General features: G+C 62.2%; 19 protein-coding genes and 2 pseudogenes. All 21 read left to right on the top strand.

Annotation, left to right across the window (positions count from 1 at the left end; genetic code table 11):
* Nucleotides 1-316 precede the first annotated feature (316 nt).
* On the top strand, nt 317-820 hold the full coding sequence (locus DBR23_RS05980; protein ID WP_108497623.1) for an HNH endonuclease: 504 nt from the start codon (nt 317-319) through the stop codon (nt 818-820).
* Between the two features lie 130 nt (nt 821-950).
* Nucleotides 951-1,670 carry a hypothetical protein gene (locus DBR23_RS05975; RefSeq protein WP_108497622.1) on the top strand — a complete coding sequence of 240 codons (720 nt, stop codon included), beginning with the start codon at nt 951-953 and terminating at the stop codon, nt 1,668-1,670.
* Nucleotides 1,671-1,730: 60 nt separating this feature from the next.
* Nucleotides 1,731-1,925 carry a hypothetical protein gene (locus tag DBR23_RS05970; protein WP_108497621.1) on the top strand — a complete coding sequence of 65 codons (195 nt, stop codon included), beginning with the start codon at nt 1,731-1,733 and terminating at the stop codon, nt 1,923-1,925.
* Nucleotides 1,925-2,173, top strand: a complete 249-nt coding sequence (locus tag DBR23_RS05965) for a hypothetical protein (RefSeq protein WP_108497620.1) — start codon at nt 1,925-1,927, stop codon at nt 2,171-2,173. Before DBR23_RS05970 ends, DBR23_RS05965 begins: the two co-directional genes overlap by 1 nt.
* Nucleotides 2,170-2,361 (top strand): hypothetical protein, encoded by a 192-nt coding sequence (locus tag DBR23_RS05960; RefSeq protein WP_108497619.1) that lies wholly within the window; start codon nt 2,170-2,172, stop codon nt 2,359-2,361. The genes DBR23_RS05965 and DBR23_RS05960 overlap by 4 nt, the downstream gene beginning before the upstream one ends.
* Nucleotides 2,358-3,023, top strand: a complete 666-nt coding sequence (locus DBR23_RS05955; protein ID WP_108497618.1) for a phosphoribosylanthranilate isomerase — start codon at nt 2,358-2,360, stop codon at nt 3,021-3,023. Before DBR23_RS05960 ends, DBR23_RS05955 begins: the two co-directional genes overlap by 4 nt.
* Nucleotides 3,020-3,244, top strand: coding sequence for a hypothetical protein (locus DBR23_RS05950; protein ID WP_108497617.1), 225 nt, complete (start codon nt 3,020-3,022; stop codon nt 3,242-3,244). Before DBR23_RS05955 ends, DBR23_RS05950 begins: the two co-directional genes overlap by 4 nt.
* Nucleotides 3,241-3,426, top strand: coding sequence for a hypothetical protein (locus DBR23_RS05945; RefSeq protein WP_108497616.1), 186 nt, complete (start codon nt 3,241-3,243; stop codon nt 3,424-3,426). The genes DBR23_RS05950 and DBR23_RS05945 overlap by 4 nt, the downstream gene beginning before the upstream one ends.
* On the top strand, nt 3,423-3,644 hold the full coding sequence (locus DBR23_RS05940) for a hypothetical protein (RefSeq protein ID WP_233250302.1): 222 nt from the start codon (nt 3,423-3,425) through the stop codon (nt 3,642-3,644). Before DBR23_RS05945 ends, DBR23_RS05940 begins: the two co-directional genes overlap by 4 nt.
* A 105-nt stretch (nt 3,645-3,749) precedes the next feature.
* A complete protein-coding gene (locus DBR23_RS05935; protein ID WP_108497614.1) occupies nt 3,750-3,950 on the top strand; it encodes a hypothetical protein in 201 nt (66 codons plus the stop codon).
* Nucleotides 3,951-3,994: 44 nt separating this feature from the next.
* Nucleotides 3,995-4,942: a hypothetical protein gene (locus tag DBR23_RS05930; protein WP_233250301.1), complete on the top strand. Its 948-nt coding sequence runs from the start codon at nt 3,995-3,997 to the stop codon at nt 4,940-4,942.
* 69 nt (nt 4,943-5,011) lie between these two features.
* On the top strand, nt 5,012-6,763 hold the full coding sequence (locus DBR23_RS05925) for a YqaJ viral recombinase family protein (RefSeq protein ID WP_108497612.1): 1,752 nt from the start codon (nt 5,012-5,014) through the stop codon (nt 6,761-6,763).
* A 1-nt stretch (nt 6,764) separates the two neighbouring features.
* Complete coding sequence (locus tag DBR23_RS05920) at nt 6,765-7,262, top strand: HNH endonuclease signature motif containing protein (protein WP_108497611.1); 498 nt, start codon at nt 6,765-6,767, stop codon at nt 7,260-7,262.
* A gap of 10 nt (nt 7,263-7,272) precedes the next feature.
* Nucleotides 7,273-7,578 (top strand): KTSC domain-containing protein, encoded by a 306-nt coding sequence (locus DBR23_RS05915; RefSeq protein WP_108497610.1) that lies wholly within the window; start codon nt 7,273-7,275, stop codon nt 7,576-7,578.
* A 112-nt stretch (nt 7,579-7,690) separates the two neighbouring features.
* Nucleotides 7,691-7,867: pseudogene (locus DBR23_RS05910) on the top strand (DNA translocase FtsK); the annotation flags it as partial.
* Complete coding sequence (locus DBR23_RS05905; protein ID WP_108497608.1) at nt 7,867-8,265, top strand: hypothetical protein; 399 nt, start codon at nt 7,867-7,869, stop codon at nt 8,263-8,265. The pseudogene DBR23_RS05910 and the gene DBR23_RS05905, both read left to right, overlap by 1 nt.
* Nucleotides 8,266-8,318: 53 nt before the next feature.
* Nucleotides 8,319-8,567, top strand: a complete 249-nt coding sequence (locus DBR23_RS05900; RefSeq protein ID WP_108497607.1) for a hypothetical protein — start codon at nt 8,319-8,321, stop codon at nt 8,565-8,567.
* Nucleotides 8,564-10,105 (top strand): DNA cytosine methyltransferase, encoded by a 1,542-nt coding sequence (locus DBR23_RS05895; RefSeq protein ID WP_108497606.1) that lies wholly within the window; start codon nt 8,564-8,566, stop codon nt 10,103-10,105. The genes DBR23_RS05900 and DBR23_RS05895 overlap by 4 nt, the downstream gene beginning before the upstream one ends.
* A gap of 50 nt (nt 10,106-10,155) precedes the next feature.
* On the top strand, nt 10,156-11,019 hold the full coding sequence (locus DBR23_RS05890) for a hypothetical protein (RefSeq protein ID WP_108497605.1): 864 nt from the start codon (nt 10,156-10,158) through the stop codon (nt 11,017-11,019).
* Nucleotides 11,019-11,852, top strand: coding sequence for a hypothetical protein (locus DBR23_RS05885; protein WP_108497604.1), 834 nt, complete (start codon nt 11,019-11,021; stop codon nt 11,850-11,852). Before DBR23_RS05890 ends, DBR23_RS05885 begins: the two co-directional genes overlap by 1 nt.
* An 8-nt stretch (nt 11,853-11,860) precedes the next feature.
* Nucleotides 11,861-12,759, top strand: a pseudogene (locus DBR23_RS05880) (hypothetical protein); the annotation flags it as partial.

Here is a 12,759-nt window from a genome sequence, read left to right as displayed (position 1 = left end):
CGCTGGCATGGGTCAGGACGATGGGGCTAACTCAGTGGACCACCTTGGCCTCAACAGCCTTGATGCACATAGACGCTTTCAACGTCGCGCGCTGGGTGCCGTATCCAGCGAGATCAAAAAGAGCGGGCGCTGTTCTGGGCGCGCAAAGTGCAGATGAGGCGTGCGGGCCAAGAGCAGAAACCGCACCGCCCTTCGCAAGAGGGGCAAAACCAGAGCGCATTCATTGAGTGCGCTGCGGTTTACGGGCAAAAGCCACTTCACAAACTTTGGACGGATATGGCAGCCGGTCCAAAGAACCCCACCACCGGAGACACACATGGCTGATCTCACCTTAGAACGGCTGCGCGAGCTATTGCACTACGACCCTGAGACAGGAATTTTCACGCGGCTAATCGGCGTGAGAGGCGCCGCTGCGGGCCGCCAAGCAGGGGCACTGGATAGCTACGGCTACCTGCGAATGAGCATTGACAGCAAGCGGTACAAGAACCACCGAGTTGCCTGGTTCTACGTCCATGGGAAGTGGCCCGCCATGATGCTGGACCACATCAACCAAGTGAAGACGGATAACCGCATTGCCAATCTGCGCGAGGTCACAGCATCAGAGAACGTGCAAAACACATCCCTTATGGCGAACAACACTAGCGGGTATCGAGGTGTTACGTGGTCCAAGAAAAAGCAGCGATGGAAAGCCCAAATCGCGGTCAACCAGAAAAGAATAGTTCTCGGGCACTTCGATACTGCGGAGGGCGCATTTATGGCCTACGCCAAAGCTGCAAACGCCATTCACACACACAACCCAAACGCCGCCGTGGTTCCGTGAATTCCCCCCGGCAAGTAGCCCACCCTCTCCCTCCCCTCCTGCCGCAAAGCAGGGGTTTGCCCCGCCTGTCGGGGCTTTTTTATTCCCCACCAGCCCACCACCGAGTGGGCTTTTTCTTTGGAGCCGTGACATGGAAATCAAGATCGAGTTGGACCTTCCCGGAATCATTGCCCAGGCCTGCGCCGCCGAGCGCTTGCAGCCACTCGTCGACAAGGCGATTGGCGATGCCCTGAGATCAGCCATTGACGAGGCAACGGGCTACCGGAGCGATTTCCGCAAAGCGCTGACCGAGCAGCTGGTTGAGGCCATGCCGCACGGCCTTGGCGTTTCTGATGTCGCCAAGTTCCAGCATGTGCTGAACGCAGCCGTGACAAAGCATGTGCACGGGGCCAACGCCGCCACTGTGGAGACTGCCTTTGACAAGCTGATGCAGGATGTGCTGCCAGAGGTCCCGGAGGTCGTGAAGCTGTCTGACTTGGTGAAGTTGGCACGCGCTGGATTCCACAAAGAACAGCATGAGGCGTTCTACGCTCACTGGGAGCCATCAGACATCGGCGGCGGAGGGTGGTTGTACCTTGATGACGACGAGCGGCCCAAGCAAGGCTATGGAAGCACGAACCGCAGCCGCGAAGACATGAAATACAGCGCTGAACACAGACTTGCCGTGAACAAAGATGGTGTGGTGTATGCGCTTCGGCTCAAGGATACCGACGTGACGCCATCTGCGCGCCCTGATGTCATCGGTAGCTTCTACGCCACCCTGATGGCCATGTACGTGGGCCGCACCAGACTCGAAATCGACTGCGATGACGACGACGTGTACAGCGAGTCTCAAGCGCAGTACGACTGATCCATCCAGAGAACACCAACAGCCCGCACCACGCGGGCTTTTTTACGCCCAGGAGGCGCAATGCAAAACGTACACCCCACTGTGCAGCCGCTGCTGCGCATCCCTGGCGCACCGCCGCCGATTTCCGAGCAGGAGCTGCAGCGCCTGCGCAGCAAGGCCTGGGCCGATGTGGCGGCGCTGGAGGCCAGCGATCCACGCTACCACCGCGCCTTGCAAGACCAGGTGCAGCACAACGCGCACATGGGGATGCAGTGATGGCAGAACAGATCAACAACGGCGGGCCAGCGTTTCCGGTATCCACCGGCAATCCCGACGCCCCGCACCAAGACGGCCACACGACCGCGCAGTTTCCTGGGATGACCCTGCGCGACTACTTCGCCGCGAAGGCTCTGCAGGGCTTGCTTTCCGACAGCAAAGTGCAGGCGCCGCGCTCCGAATTTGCTGCTGAAGCCTACGCCATGGCAGACGAAATGCTGCGCGCCCGCGAAGGCGGTGCAGCGTGATCGACCCACTCAACGCCCCGCACTTCACCAGCCTCCGCCGCAACGTACAGGCGCTGTCAGCCGCCGCACAGGCTGAAACCAAGCGCCGCAACGACGAAGCCGCACGCGCGGCAGCACTCCGGGCTGAGGCTGCGGCCATTGGCGCGGAGCTGGACCCCGAATCAATCGAACAAGGTGACCACCAATGAGCATCCGCAAGCCTGAATTCATAACCTTCACCGGCGTAGATGACAACACCGACGCCACGGCCCTGGTGCAGCTGGCTGACGACTACCCGGTCGAATTCGGCGTCCTTTTCTCGCCGAAGCGGCAAGGCATTGAGCCGCGCTATCCCAAGTTCACAACCATCGCGTGGCTCGTCTCTGAACTGCCCTTGCGCTGGGCTGCGCACCTTTGCGGCGGCGATGCGCGCGAAGTGATTGCAGATGGCCGCTCGACGCACGACAACCAACTGCGCTATTTCCAGCGTGCGCAAATCAACACCGCCGATCCGAAGGTGAAGCCAAGCCAGATCGGAAACTGGGCTGCAGAGCGCAACCTGCGCGCAATTCTGCAGTGTCGTGGCGACTTCCCTCGCGTGGCGTCGGTGGATGTCCTGTTCGATGCCAGCGGCGGGCGCGGCGTTACCCCTGGTGCTTGGCCCGCAGCCAATCGCACCACCTTTTGCGGCTACGCGGGCGGGCTGCGGCCTGAGAACGTTGCGGCTGCCGTTCAGACCATCGGAGCCCAGGGCATTCGCTACTGGATCGACATGGAGAGCGGAGTGCGCGACGAGCAGGACCGCTTTTCGCTCGACAAGTGCAGGCAGGTTTGCGAAGCCGTTTTTGGTCCAAAAGGAGCAACCCCATGAACTACTCCATCACCCTGATCGCAGTCGTAGCCGCCCTTGGCCTGGGCGCCGTGGCTGCCCATGAACCAGAGCCGACACCAGAAACCGAGGAACTGCGTGCAGCACAGCACTCGCGGGACTGGGCGCTCCAGCAGTTCCAGCGCCGCGCCTGCCGCCCTGGCGAGACAGCTGTCTGGGTTGCCGACAAAGAGGCTGATTGCCTGCGTGAGGTGCGGCCGTGAAGATCCTCAAGCAAGGCAAGTTGCCTGAAAACAAGATCCACCGCGAAACCTGCGGCCACTGCAAGAGCGAGCTGGAATTCAAACACTCCGAGGTGCAGTGGTCACCAGACCCGCGCGACGGAGCCCGCTGGTTCGTCATCTGCCCGGTGTGCACGCGGCATGTATGGGGAGGCGCCAAGTGATCCAGCTCGCCCTCGCATTCTTCGGGCTGACCGCCCTCTACATGGCAACCGGCCACAACCTGCGCGCCCGGCGCTGGGCGCCCATTGTTGGCCTGTGCGGGCAGCCCTTCTGGATCACCTTCGCGCTGCAGTCATCGGCCTGGGGCCTGCTGGCCTTGTCGCTGGCCTACAGCGCGGTATATGTGCGCGGCGCCTGGGTGCAGTGGAGGCGGCCATGAGCTTCGCCCGCGAATTCCTGCGCTGGTATCGCACCTACCGCAGATTCCGCAGCCCATGGGCCGCAGCTCGTGGCGCCTGGACTCTCACACGAATGAGGTGATGCCATGGACGAATGCCCCACTGGCAAGGTTCCGCACACCCTCAAAACCGCCAAGGCCGCCAGCAAGCGCGCACGGCGCCGCACCGACAAAGCCCTCGTTCCATACCGCTGTGAGCACTGCGGCCAGTGGCATGTGGGCCAGAGCAACGGCATGAAACGCCGGGTCAAGACCATCTACGACAACCACCAATTGAGGTTCACATGAATGCAGTAACGACAACCGAAAGCACTGCCCTGGCCCAGCGCGGCATGGGCTTCGACTTGAGCCCGCAGAACTTCGAGCAGGCCATGACCTTTTCCAAGTACCTCGCTGAGAGCGAGATGGTGCCCAAGCAATACCGGGGCCGCCCAGGCGATTGCCTGATAGCCATGCAGTGGGGTCACGAAATCGGCCTCAAGCCGCTGCAGGCCCTGCAGAGCATCGCGCCAGTGAATGGCAAGCCAAACCTTTACGGGGACGCGGGCAAGGCCATGCTGCTGGCCGCCGGCTGCGAGATTGAAGAGGACGACACCGCAATCATTCGGGCTACCGGGACCGCACGATGCAAGATCACCCGACCGGGGCGCCGTCCGGTTGAACGGACCTTCTCAATAGAAGATGCAAAAACGGCACAACTGTGGGGGAAAGCTGGGCCTTGGACCACATCGCCATACCGCCAGATGGCTTGGCGTGCATTCTGGTTCGCAGCACGCGATGCGGCGGCTGATCTACTGCGCGGCATGGGTGGGAAGGAAGAGGCTGACGACTTGGTGCGCAGCAAGGACATGGGCCCAGCCGACGAAGTGAAGCCCGAGCCCACCCCCTACCCCGCCGAGCAGTTCGCCGCTAACCTGCCTAAGTGGCGCGAGGTCATTCAGGGCGCGCGAAAGACAGCAGACGACCTGATCGCCTTTACGGAATCGCGCAACCCCAACACGCCGATGACCGAAGAGCAGAAGGCCACGCTGCGCGGCATCAAGCCGGTGAAGAACGCGGCCGCCACCGATGTGACGCCAAAGAACGAGGCCGCTGCACCAACGGCTGACCCAGGCCCCGCAATCACCTTCGCCCAGGTCAGCGACAAGCTGCACGCGGCCAAGGATGTGGATTCCCTCAACCTCGCGGCCGACTTGGTTTCGCAGGTGCCAGACACCCAGCAGCAGGCCGAGCTGAATGCGCTCTACGAGCAGCGGCTGGGCGAATTGGAACGCCAGTAAACACTATCAAAAACGTAGCTATCAGCGCTTACTGATTAAGCGCTGGCCGCAATTTTCAAGGAAATTTCCATGCAAGTTCACAACATCACCCAAGGCACCGACCAATGGCGTGCCCACCGGGCCAAATATCTGAATGCCTCAGATGCCCCGGCCATGATGGCCTGCAGCCCGAACATGAGCCGTACGGACCTTGTGCGGCAGCTCGCGCTGGGCATCGAGCGTGATTTCTCGGACTACGTGCAGAACCACATTCTGGACAAGGGCCACCTGTTCGAAAAGCTCGCCCGGCCCATGGCGGAAAAGATCATGGGCGAAGAACTGGCGCCGCTGGTGGGCACCTCCGGGAAATACGGCGCCAGCTTTGACGGCCAGACCATGCTGGGCGAGCGTTCGTGGGAGCACAAGCGCCTGAATGCCGCGTTGCGCGAAGCCATGTTCGAAGGCTGCACTGGCGCCGACCTTCCCCTTTGCTACCAAGTGCAGATGGAGCATCAGGCGATGGTGGCGGGAGACACGGAGCAGATCCTGTTTACGGCCAGTGAGTGGGACGACGACGGCAACATCATCGAAGCCCGCCATTGCTGGTACACGCCAAATCCTGCGCTGCGCTCGCAGATCGTGGCTGGCTGGGCGCAACTGGAAGCTGACGTGGCCGCCTACGTGCAGCCAGAACCGAAGCCCGCCCCGGTGGTTGGCAAGACCCCCGACAACCTGCCCGCGCTGCTGATCCAAGTGACTGGCGCCGTAACGGCCAGCAACCTGCCCGAGTACAAAGCCCATGCACTGGAGGTGTTCAAGGGCATCAACCGCACGCTGTCCACCGACCAGGACTTTGCGACTGCAGAGAGCACGGTGAAGTGGTGTGCCGATGTGGAAAGCCGCTTGGCCGCAGCCAAAGAGCATGCACTGAGTCAGACGGCCACAATCGACGAGCTGTTCCGCACCATCGACGACATCAGCGCCGAAGCCCGCCGCACGCGCCTGGAGCTGGACAAGCTTGTGAAGGCCCGCAAGGAAGAAATCCGGGGCGAGATGGTGGCAGGCGGCATCGCCGCGCTGCGCGAGCACATCGCCCAGCTCAATGCGGCAATGCCAGTGAACTACATGCCCCAGGTTCCCGCCGACTTCGCAGGTGCCATCAAGGGCAAGCGTACGGTGGAAAGCCTGCGCAGCGCCGTGAACGACGAACTGGCCCGCGCCAAGATCGCCGCCAGCGAGATCGCCAACCGCATCCATGCCAACGTCAAGACGCTGCAGGCCAGCGGGCTGGTGGTGCACGATGCCGCCGCCCTGGTGCTCAAGGCGCCGGATGACCTGGCCGCGATCATCACCAACCGGGTGACGGCAGAGCGCGAACGGCAGGAAGCCGAGCGCGAGCGCATCCGCAAGGAGGAAGCAGACCGCGCCGACCGTGAGGCGCGCGAGAAGCTGGCCGCCGAGGAACGCGCCGCGCAGGCTGCAATTACCCAGGCTGCGAAGGCCGAAACGCTGCACCCGGCGGTGGCTGCTGACCTGGGCGGCATGGTGCGCGAGCAGCACGCCGAGGCAGTTGCAACACTGGACGCCCAGCAGGTGATCGGAACCGCGCAGCGCGCGGCCGCTTCACCGCAGCCGGCGGTTTCCGACACGGCCAACTTGCTGATCGGCGCGATCAACACGCAGCTTGGCTACATCGTCAACGCTGCTTTCCTGGCGGAACTCGGCTTTCACCCGGCACGCATTGAGGGTGCCCGCCGCTTCTACCGCGACAGCGACATGCCGCTGATCGGACGGGCCATCGCTGAGCACACCCTGCGGGTCACTCAGCTGCAGGTGGCCTGATATGCCGAAGGTGGAACTTACCGCGCAACGCCTGCGCGAGGTGCTCCGCTATGAGCCGGAATCCGGCCAGATGTTCTGGCTGATCCGGGCGGCGCACCGACGACACCCTGGAGAAGAAGCAGGCAGTCCATCAAAAGACGGACGCATACGCATTCGGATTGATGGGCAACTGTTCTACAGATATCGACTGGCATGGCTGTGGATGACTGGAAAGTGGCCCGACAAATGCGTGGACCACATAAACGGAGACCACACCGATGACAGCTGGAAAAACTTGCGCGACGTTCCCCAGGCAATCAATTGCCAGAACTACCGCAAGGCGCCAAAGAGCAGCAGCACCGGACTACTCGGAGCCCAAGCACTTCCAAATGGGCGTTTTGAGTCATCTGTGAAGACGCTCTACAAGAGGCGATACCTGGGCTCATTCGACAACGCCCAAGACGCCCACGAAGCCTACATCGCTGCAAAGCGAGAGCTTCACCCTGGATTCACACTTTGAAGGAGGCTGTATGCCAAAAACATTCCCTACGCCCCAAGGCTTTGAAAAAGATGCTGCCCCAGCCATCGCCTTGGTTCAAGTAAACAGCTCGCAAGTGGCTGCAATCGGGTACGACCCGCTCAGCAAGACACTGGCTTGTCAGTTCACGCGCGGCCCAGGCCACCTGTACTGCTACCCCAATGTGGAGCCCGAGGTGCACGCCAAGTTCGTGGCCGCCGAGTCCATCGGCACGTTCTTCGGCCAGCACATCAAGCCGCTGCCGTTCAAGAAGTTCCCGGCGCCGAAGGCAAAGGGCGAAGAGGCCAAGGCCGCCTGAGCCACCCAGCAACCCAACCCCCAAGCCCGTCCAGTGCGGGCTTTTTCATGGAGTCCCCATGTTCAAGTCCCTTGTCATTTACCGCATCGCCCAAGGCTGGGCATCAGAACTGCAGGCCTCCGAGCTGGTGCGCAAGGACCGCAAGGCGAGCATTTCCTACGTGCAGCGCAAGCTGCTCATTGGCTACAACCGCGCCGCGCGGCTGCTGGAGTCTATGGAAAAGGCGGGGGTGGTCAGTCGCATGGACAGTTCCGGTGCACGCACGGTGCTGGATGGGGCGCCTGCCTGATGCCAAAGCCTCCCATCACACGCGACGCCATCACCGCCGCGCTGAAAGAGTGCGGGCCCATGACAGTGCCCGAACTGGTCGAGTACCTGGACTGGCCGCGCAACCGGGTCGATGCGTGCATCACCACGGCGCGCGAGAACCACCCGGGCAAGTTCTTCCGCATCGTGCGCTACCGCAAGCAGGTCGGAGTGCAGGGGCGCGAAGCGGCGGTATACGCAGCCGGGCCTGGGCCAGATGCACCGCGCCCTACGTTTGACGACGCGCACAAGCGGGAAATCAAGCACCGTTACTACCAGGGAAACCGGGCACTTTGGGCAGCGAGGCGCAAGAGCCGAACAGGCCGTGGCGCCGTGAACCCTTGGGCTGGATTGGTGCCGATGGCGCGCCGCTCCCCATAACCCACACCACACAGAGCCCGCACCACGCGGGCTCTTTCGTTTCTGGAGAACCCATGAACCAAACCCGCCTGGGCTCGCTGATTGAGGCCCTGATGAACGTCGCCATCGGCCTGCTTGTCAGCGTGGTGGCCAACGCCATCGTATTCCCACGATTCGGATTCCAGCCAACCGTGGGCGAGAACGTAGCCATCAGCCTGATCTACACGGCGATCTCCATTGCTCGCCAGTACGTCCTGCGACGCTGGTTCAACGCCCGATTGCAGCGTGCTGCGGCCCGCGTCGCAAAGGCGGTGGCGCAATGATGTTCGGCAGCGTTTGCAGCGGCATTGAGGCCGCGACGGTCGCCTGGCATGAGCTGGGCTGGAGGGCCGCCTGGCTGGCCGAGATCGACAAGTTTGCCAGCGCACTCCTGGCACACCACTACCCCAGCGTCCCCAACCTGGGCGACATGACCAAGATCGCGCGCGCCATCTTGACCGGCGAAGTGCCGGCACCCGATGTGCTCTGCGGCGGCACGCCCTGCCAGGCATTCAGCGTGGCGGGCCTGCGCGAGTCGCTGGCTGATGCCCGCGGAAACCTCACCCTCAAATTTGTGGAGATCGCAAATGCAATTGACCATGTTCGAGCTGGACGCGGTGATGACGAGTGCATCGTCTTCTGGGAAAACGTCCCCGGCGTACTCAGCACCAAAGACAACGCGTTCGGGTGCTTTCTGGCTGGGCTTGCCGGAGAAGATGAGCCTTTGGTCCCGCCAGGGCAAGCTCCAAAGCCGGGACAACCCTGGAAGTGGTCGAACGCTGGTGCTGTGTATGGACCCAGGCGAGCAGTCGCTTGGCGGACCCTGGACGCCCAATATTTCGGAGTGGCCCAACGACGCCGCCGTGTGTTCGTTGTCGCAAGTGCTCGAAAAGGGTTCGATCCCGCCCAGGTTCTTTTTGAGTGGGACGGCCTGCGCCGGGATACTGCGCCGAGCCGAGAAGCGCGGCAAACAGCTCCCACCATCCCTTCGCGCAGCACTGCAGGCGGTGGCCTTGGGACCGACTTCGACTGTGACGGCGGGCTGATCGCTGGCACGTTGCAGGCGGGCGGCAAGGCCGCAGGAAGTGCGACCCAGCAGGATGCCGAATCGGGGCTTCTACTGCCAGTCGCCTACGGCGGCAACAACCAGAGCGGCCCCATTGATGTGGCCACGGCCCGCAACGCCTGCGCAAGCGCAAGCGCAAGCGGACGGATGGATTTCGAGACGGAAACGTTCCTTGTTCAGCCCACACACACGCTGCGCGGAGAAGGTTTTGACGCCAGCGAGGATGGCACGGGGCGAGGGACACCGCTGGTGCCGGTGGCCTTCGACACCACCCAGATCACCAGCGCAGCCAACCGCAGCAACCCGCAGCCTGGTGACGCTTGCCACCCGCTGGCGGCTGGTGCGCATGCGCCGGCCATTGCATTCCAGGCCAACCTGTCGGGCACGCAGTGTGTGAGCACTGAGGAACTGGCGCCGTCCATGGGGGCTGCAAACCCGACAGCAGTAGCCGTTGGAGCAGATTGCTTCAATGGCTCTTTGACCGGAGATATCGCTGCAACGATGGGCACAAGAGGCAGCAGCGAAACAGCAAGCGGCCCCACGCTTCTGCACGCCATGCAGGTGCGTCGCCTGACGCCCACCGAGTGCGAGCGCCTGCAGGGTTTCCCTGATGGCTATACCGCCATCCCCTGGCGCGGCAAGCCCGCCGACCAGTGCCCAGACGGCCCCCGCTACAAGGCGCTGGGCAATAGCTGGGCGGTCCCGAACGTCACATGGCTTGGCCGCCGCATTCAGGCGGCGCTACGCAATTCATAGCTGCAAGCGCTTGTTGGTCAAGCGCTGCACCCATATACCAAGGATTCCCCATGACCGATAAAACAGACAGCAAGGAGCGCGACAGCATCATCAGCAGCAGCGACATTCTTCTGCACGACGCCCAGACCGCGCTGATGTACGAAGAGCTGCGCGCTGCGATTGATGACGGCCACGAAAGCATGACACACGCTGATGCGCTTGCGGAAATCGCAGCTATCCGGGCGGAGAACGAACAGCTACAGGCCCAATTGGCATCCATCGGCGCAGGTGGAGTGAGTGGCCCGCTGATGGGCCAGCCGCAGGAAATGCCCGACCTGTCAGCACTGACAGAGCGCGGGGCGAAGGCATGGGCGGGTGTTGATGCGCGGGAGTTGCGCGAGGGCTTCACCGCTGCCGACATGGCAACAGCAAGCGCCCAAGGCTTCCGGGATGGTGTCGCCTCTCTCGCAGCAAGTGCGGGGAGTGAGCCGGTGGCGAAAAATCGGCCATCGCTGGAGGCGGTATTCCGCGGCCTGAGTGACCGCGCGTACTGCAACTACATCGAGCAGATGCGCCGGGATGTCTGCTTGGGCTGGGAGCACAAGGCAGCACACGGCAGGTTCGGTGAAGCCGAGCTGAAGGGCCACACCAGGGCGGGCGAGATGCTGGGGCGCCACAAGGCATTTGCCGAGGCCGCTAACGCCCTGCTGGGCTCTGATGCGCCACTCACCCACCCCTCTCCCCCAGAGGGAAGGGTGATGGTCCCAAAGGAGCCGACAGAGGCCATGCTGGAGGCTGTCGATGAAGAAGTTGGCGGGCACTGCTACTCATGTTCCAAATGGCGTGCCAGCTACGACGACTGCCGCCGCATCTGGGCCGCAATGATCGCCGCCGCCCCACCCACCTCATCTGCGGATAGCAGAAAGGGGGAGTGATGACTGACAAGCACATCGTTTGCCACAGCGGCGGTCATTCATCTGCACTCGTAGCAATAGAGGTGGCGCGCAAGTTCGGAGCTGAGAACGTAGTACTTCTGAACCACGACATGCATTTCAGTGTGGAGCACGCTGACATCAAGCGGTTCAAGCAAGAGATCGCGGACTACTTGGGGTTGCCGCTGACCATCGCCAGTCGGCGCAATGCCACCCAGGATCAATTTGATGTGTGCGTAGAAGCCGGAGCATTCAAGGTCGGCAACGGTTCAGAGTTGTGCACATCACGCCTGAAAACTGAGCCGTTCTATGAGTGGCTAGCTGCCAACGCTCCACCGACTGAGTCGGTCGTGTACTACGGCTTCGACAACACGCCCAAGGAACGCGAGCGGATGCAGCGCCGCACTGGTGTTCTTGGCTCTATGGGCTACCGCACCGATTACCCGCTGGTGACGTGGGGTGACAGATCCATTCTTGCCACCGAAGAGGTCGGCATTGCGCGTCCCAGCACCTATGAAACGTTCACCCATGGGAACTGCATCGGTTGCCTCAAGGCTGGTTGGCAGCACTGGTACATCGTGTATTGCACCCGCATGGACATCTGGCTCAAGGGCAAATGGGCGGAAGAAGAGATTGGCTACGCCATCCACTATGACAACGGCCAGCCCGTGTACCTGGAAGACATGGAACCCCGCTTTGCCTCAATGAAGGCAGCTGGCGTACCGGCTACAGAACACATCCCGCAGCAGCGATTTTGGGCACAAGCCAGAAAGATCGTACCCATCCACGACATCCAGCAGCGCATGGACTTGCCGTGTGACTGCCACCAAATTTAGGACCCATCATGACAAACCAACAAGGGGCGCCAGAAGCGCTGCGCACTATCACTCGTTACGAGGTTGTTGACTGCATCGACAGCAAACACGTTCCTGCCGTCATCCCGAACAAAGACGGGCCATGGGTGCGCTACGAAGATCACATTGCCGCCCTGGTAGAGGCACAGCAGCCCGCCCCATCGGCTGCGGGGGCGCCAAAGGTGCCGAGCTACACCATAGATGACATGCGGCAAGCACCAGCCGGTGCGGCAGAGGAAGTCGACAAGGCCTTGAACGACTATGCGCAAGCATTCACGGCCCGGGCCATGGGGTGGACAAGAGAGCACGGAGACGCCATGCCTGACGCGCGCACGAAACTCTACTCTGCTATTTCGTCTTATGCGCGCGGACTTTCCACCACCTCCCCCACGCCCCAGGCAGACAGCCAGCCAGCGCCAATCGACATGGTGCTGTTCTGCCCCGCGTGTGGGACACAGCACATCGACGCCTCGGAACCTCCAGTGGAGTTTGAGCCAGGCGCCGCGCAATGGAACAACCCACCCCATCGCTCCCACCTGTGCCACGGCTGCGGCCACATCTGGCGCCCTGCTGACGTGCCTACCAACGGCGTGAAGGCAGTCAAGACCACCGGCAAGGCAGACAGCCCCATCGCAGCCCGTGCCCCGGCAGACAGCGTGACGGCACCAGCGGGTGGGGTGGATGACGACGTTAATGCGGTAGCTTTGGCCCGCTACAAAGTGGTTCCTGCGCATGAAAGCATGTTTCACCGCTTCGCAGTGGTGGCAGGTGACGGTAAGCAGCAGCTCTACCTTGGCCGAGAAATTGAGTGCGCGAACATGGCGCACAAGTTCGCCGGAGCGTTTCTGGACGGCGTGTTCTATCAGTCCAATATTGCCCCCACCCCACC

It is taken from the genome of Acidovorax sp. HMWF018, assembly GCF_003061035.1.
Lineage (GTDB): Bacteria > Pseudomonadota > Gammaproteobacteria > Burkholderiales > Burkholderiaceae_C > Acidovorax > Acidovorax delafieldii.
This window is presented reverse-complemented; position numbering and strand designations above follow the sequence as displayed.

Coding starts and splice junctions, on each gene's coding strand:
- DBR23_RS05900 (WP_108497607.1), top strand. CDS start 8,319: ATGAACCAAACCCGCCTGGGCTCGCTGATTGAGGCCCTGATGAACGTC.
- DBR23_RS05920 (WP_108497611.1), top strand. CDS start 6,765: ATGCCGAAGGTGGAACTTACCGCGCAACGCCTGCGCGAGGTGCTCCGC.
- DBR23_RS05965 (WP_108497620.1), top strand. CDS start 1,925: ATGGCAGAACAGATCAACAACGGCGGGCCAGCGTTTCCGGTATCCACC.
- DBR23_RS05915 (WP_108497610.1), top strand. CDS start 7,273: ATGCCAAAAACATTCCCTACGCCCCAAGGCTTTGAAAAAGATGCTGCC.
- DBR23_RS05975 (WP_108497622.1), top strand. CDS start 951: ATGGAAATCAAGATCGAGTTGGACCTTCCCGGAATCATTGCCCAGGCC.
- DBR23_RS05905 (WP_108497608.1), top strand. CDS start 7,867: ATGCCAAAGCCTCCCATCACACGCGACGCCATCACCGCCGCGCTGAAA.
- DBR23_RS05970 (WP_108497621.1), top strand. CDS start 1,731: ATGCAAAACGTACACCCCACTGTGCAGCCGCTGCTGCGCATCCCTGGC.
- DBR23_RS05930 (WP_233250301.1), top strand. CDS start 3,995: ATGGGCTTCGACTTGAGCCCGCAGAACTTCGAGCAGGCCATGACCTTT.
- DBR23_RS05950 (WP_108497617.1), top strand. CDS start 3,020: ATGAACTACTCCATCACCCTGATCGCAGTCGTAGCCGCCCTTGGCCTG.
- DBR23_RS05925 (WP_108497612.1), top strand. CDS start 5,012: ATGCAAGTTCACAACATCACCCAAGGCACCGACCAATGGCGTGCCCAC.
- DBR23_RS05955 (WP_108497618.1), top strand. CDS start 2,358: ATGAGCATCCGCAAGCCTGAATTCATAACCTTCACCGGCGTAGATGAC.
- DBR23_RS05885 (WP_108497604.1), top strand. CDS start 11,019: ATGACTGACAAGCACATCGTTTGCCACAGCGGCGGTCATTCATCTGCA.
- DBR23_RS05935 (WP_108497614.1), top strand. CDS start 3,750: ATGGACGAATGCCCCACTGGCAAGGTTCCGCACACCCTCAAAACCGCC.
- DBR23_RS05890 (WP_108497605.1), top strand. CDS start 10,156: ATGACCGATAAAACAGACAGCAAGGAGCGCGACAGCATCATCAGCAGC.
- DBR23_RS05980 (WP_108497623.1), top strand. CDS start 317: ATGGCTGATCTCACCTTAGAACGGCTGCGCGAGCTATTGCACTACGAC.
- DBR23_RS05895 (WP_108497606.1), top strand. CDS start 8,564: ATGATGTTCGGCAGCGTTTGCAGCGGCATTGAGGCCGCGACGGTCGCC.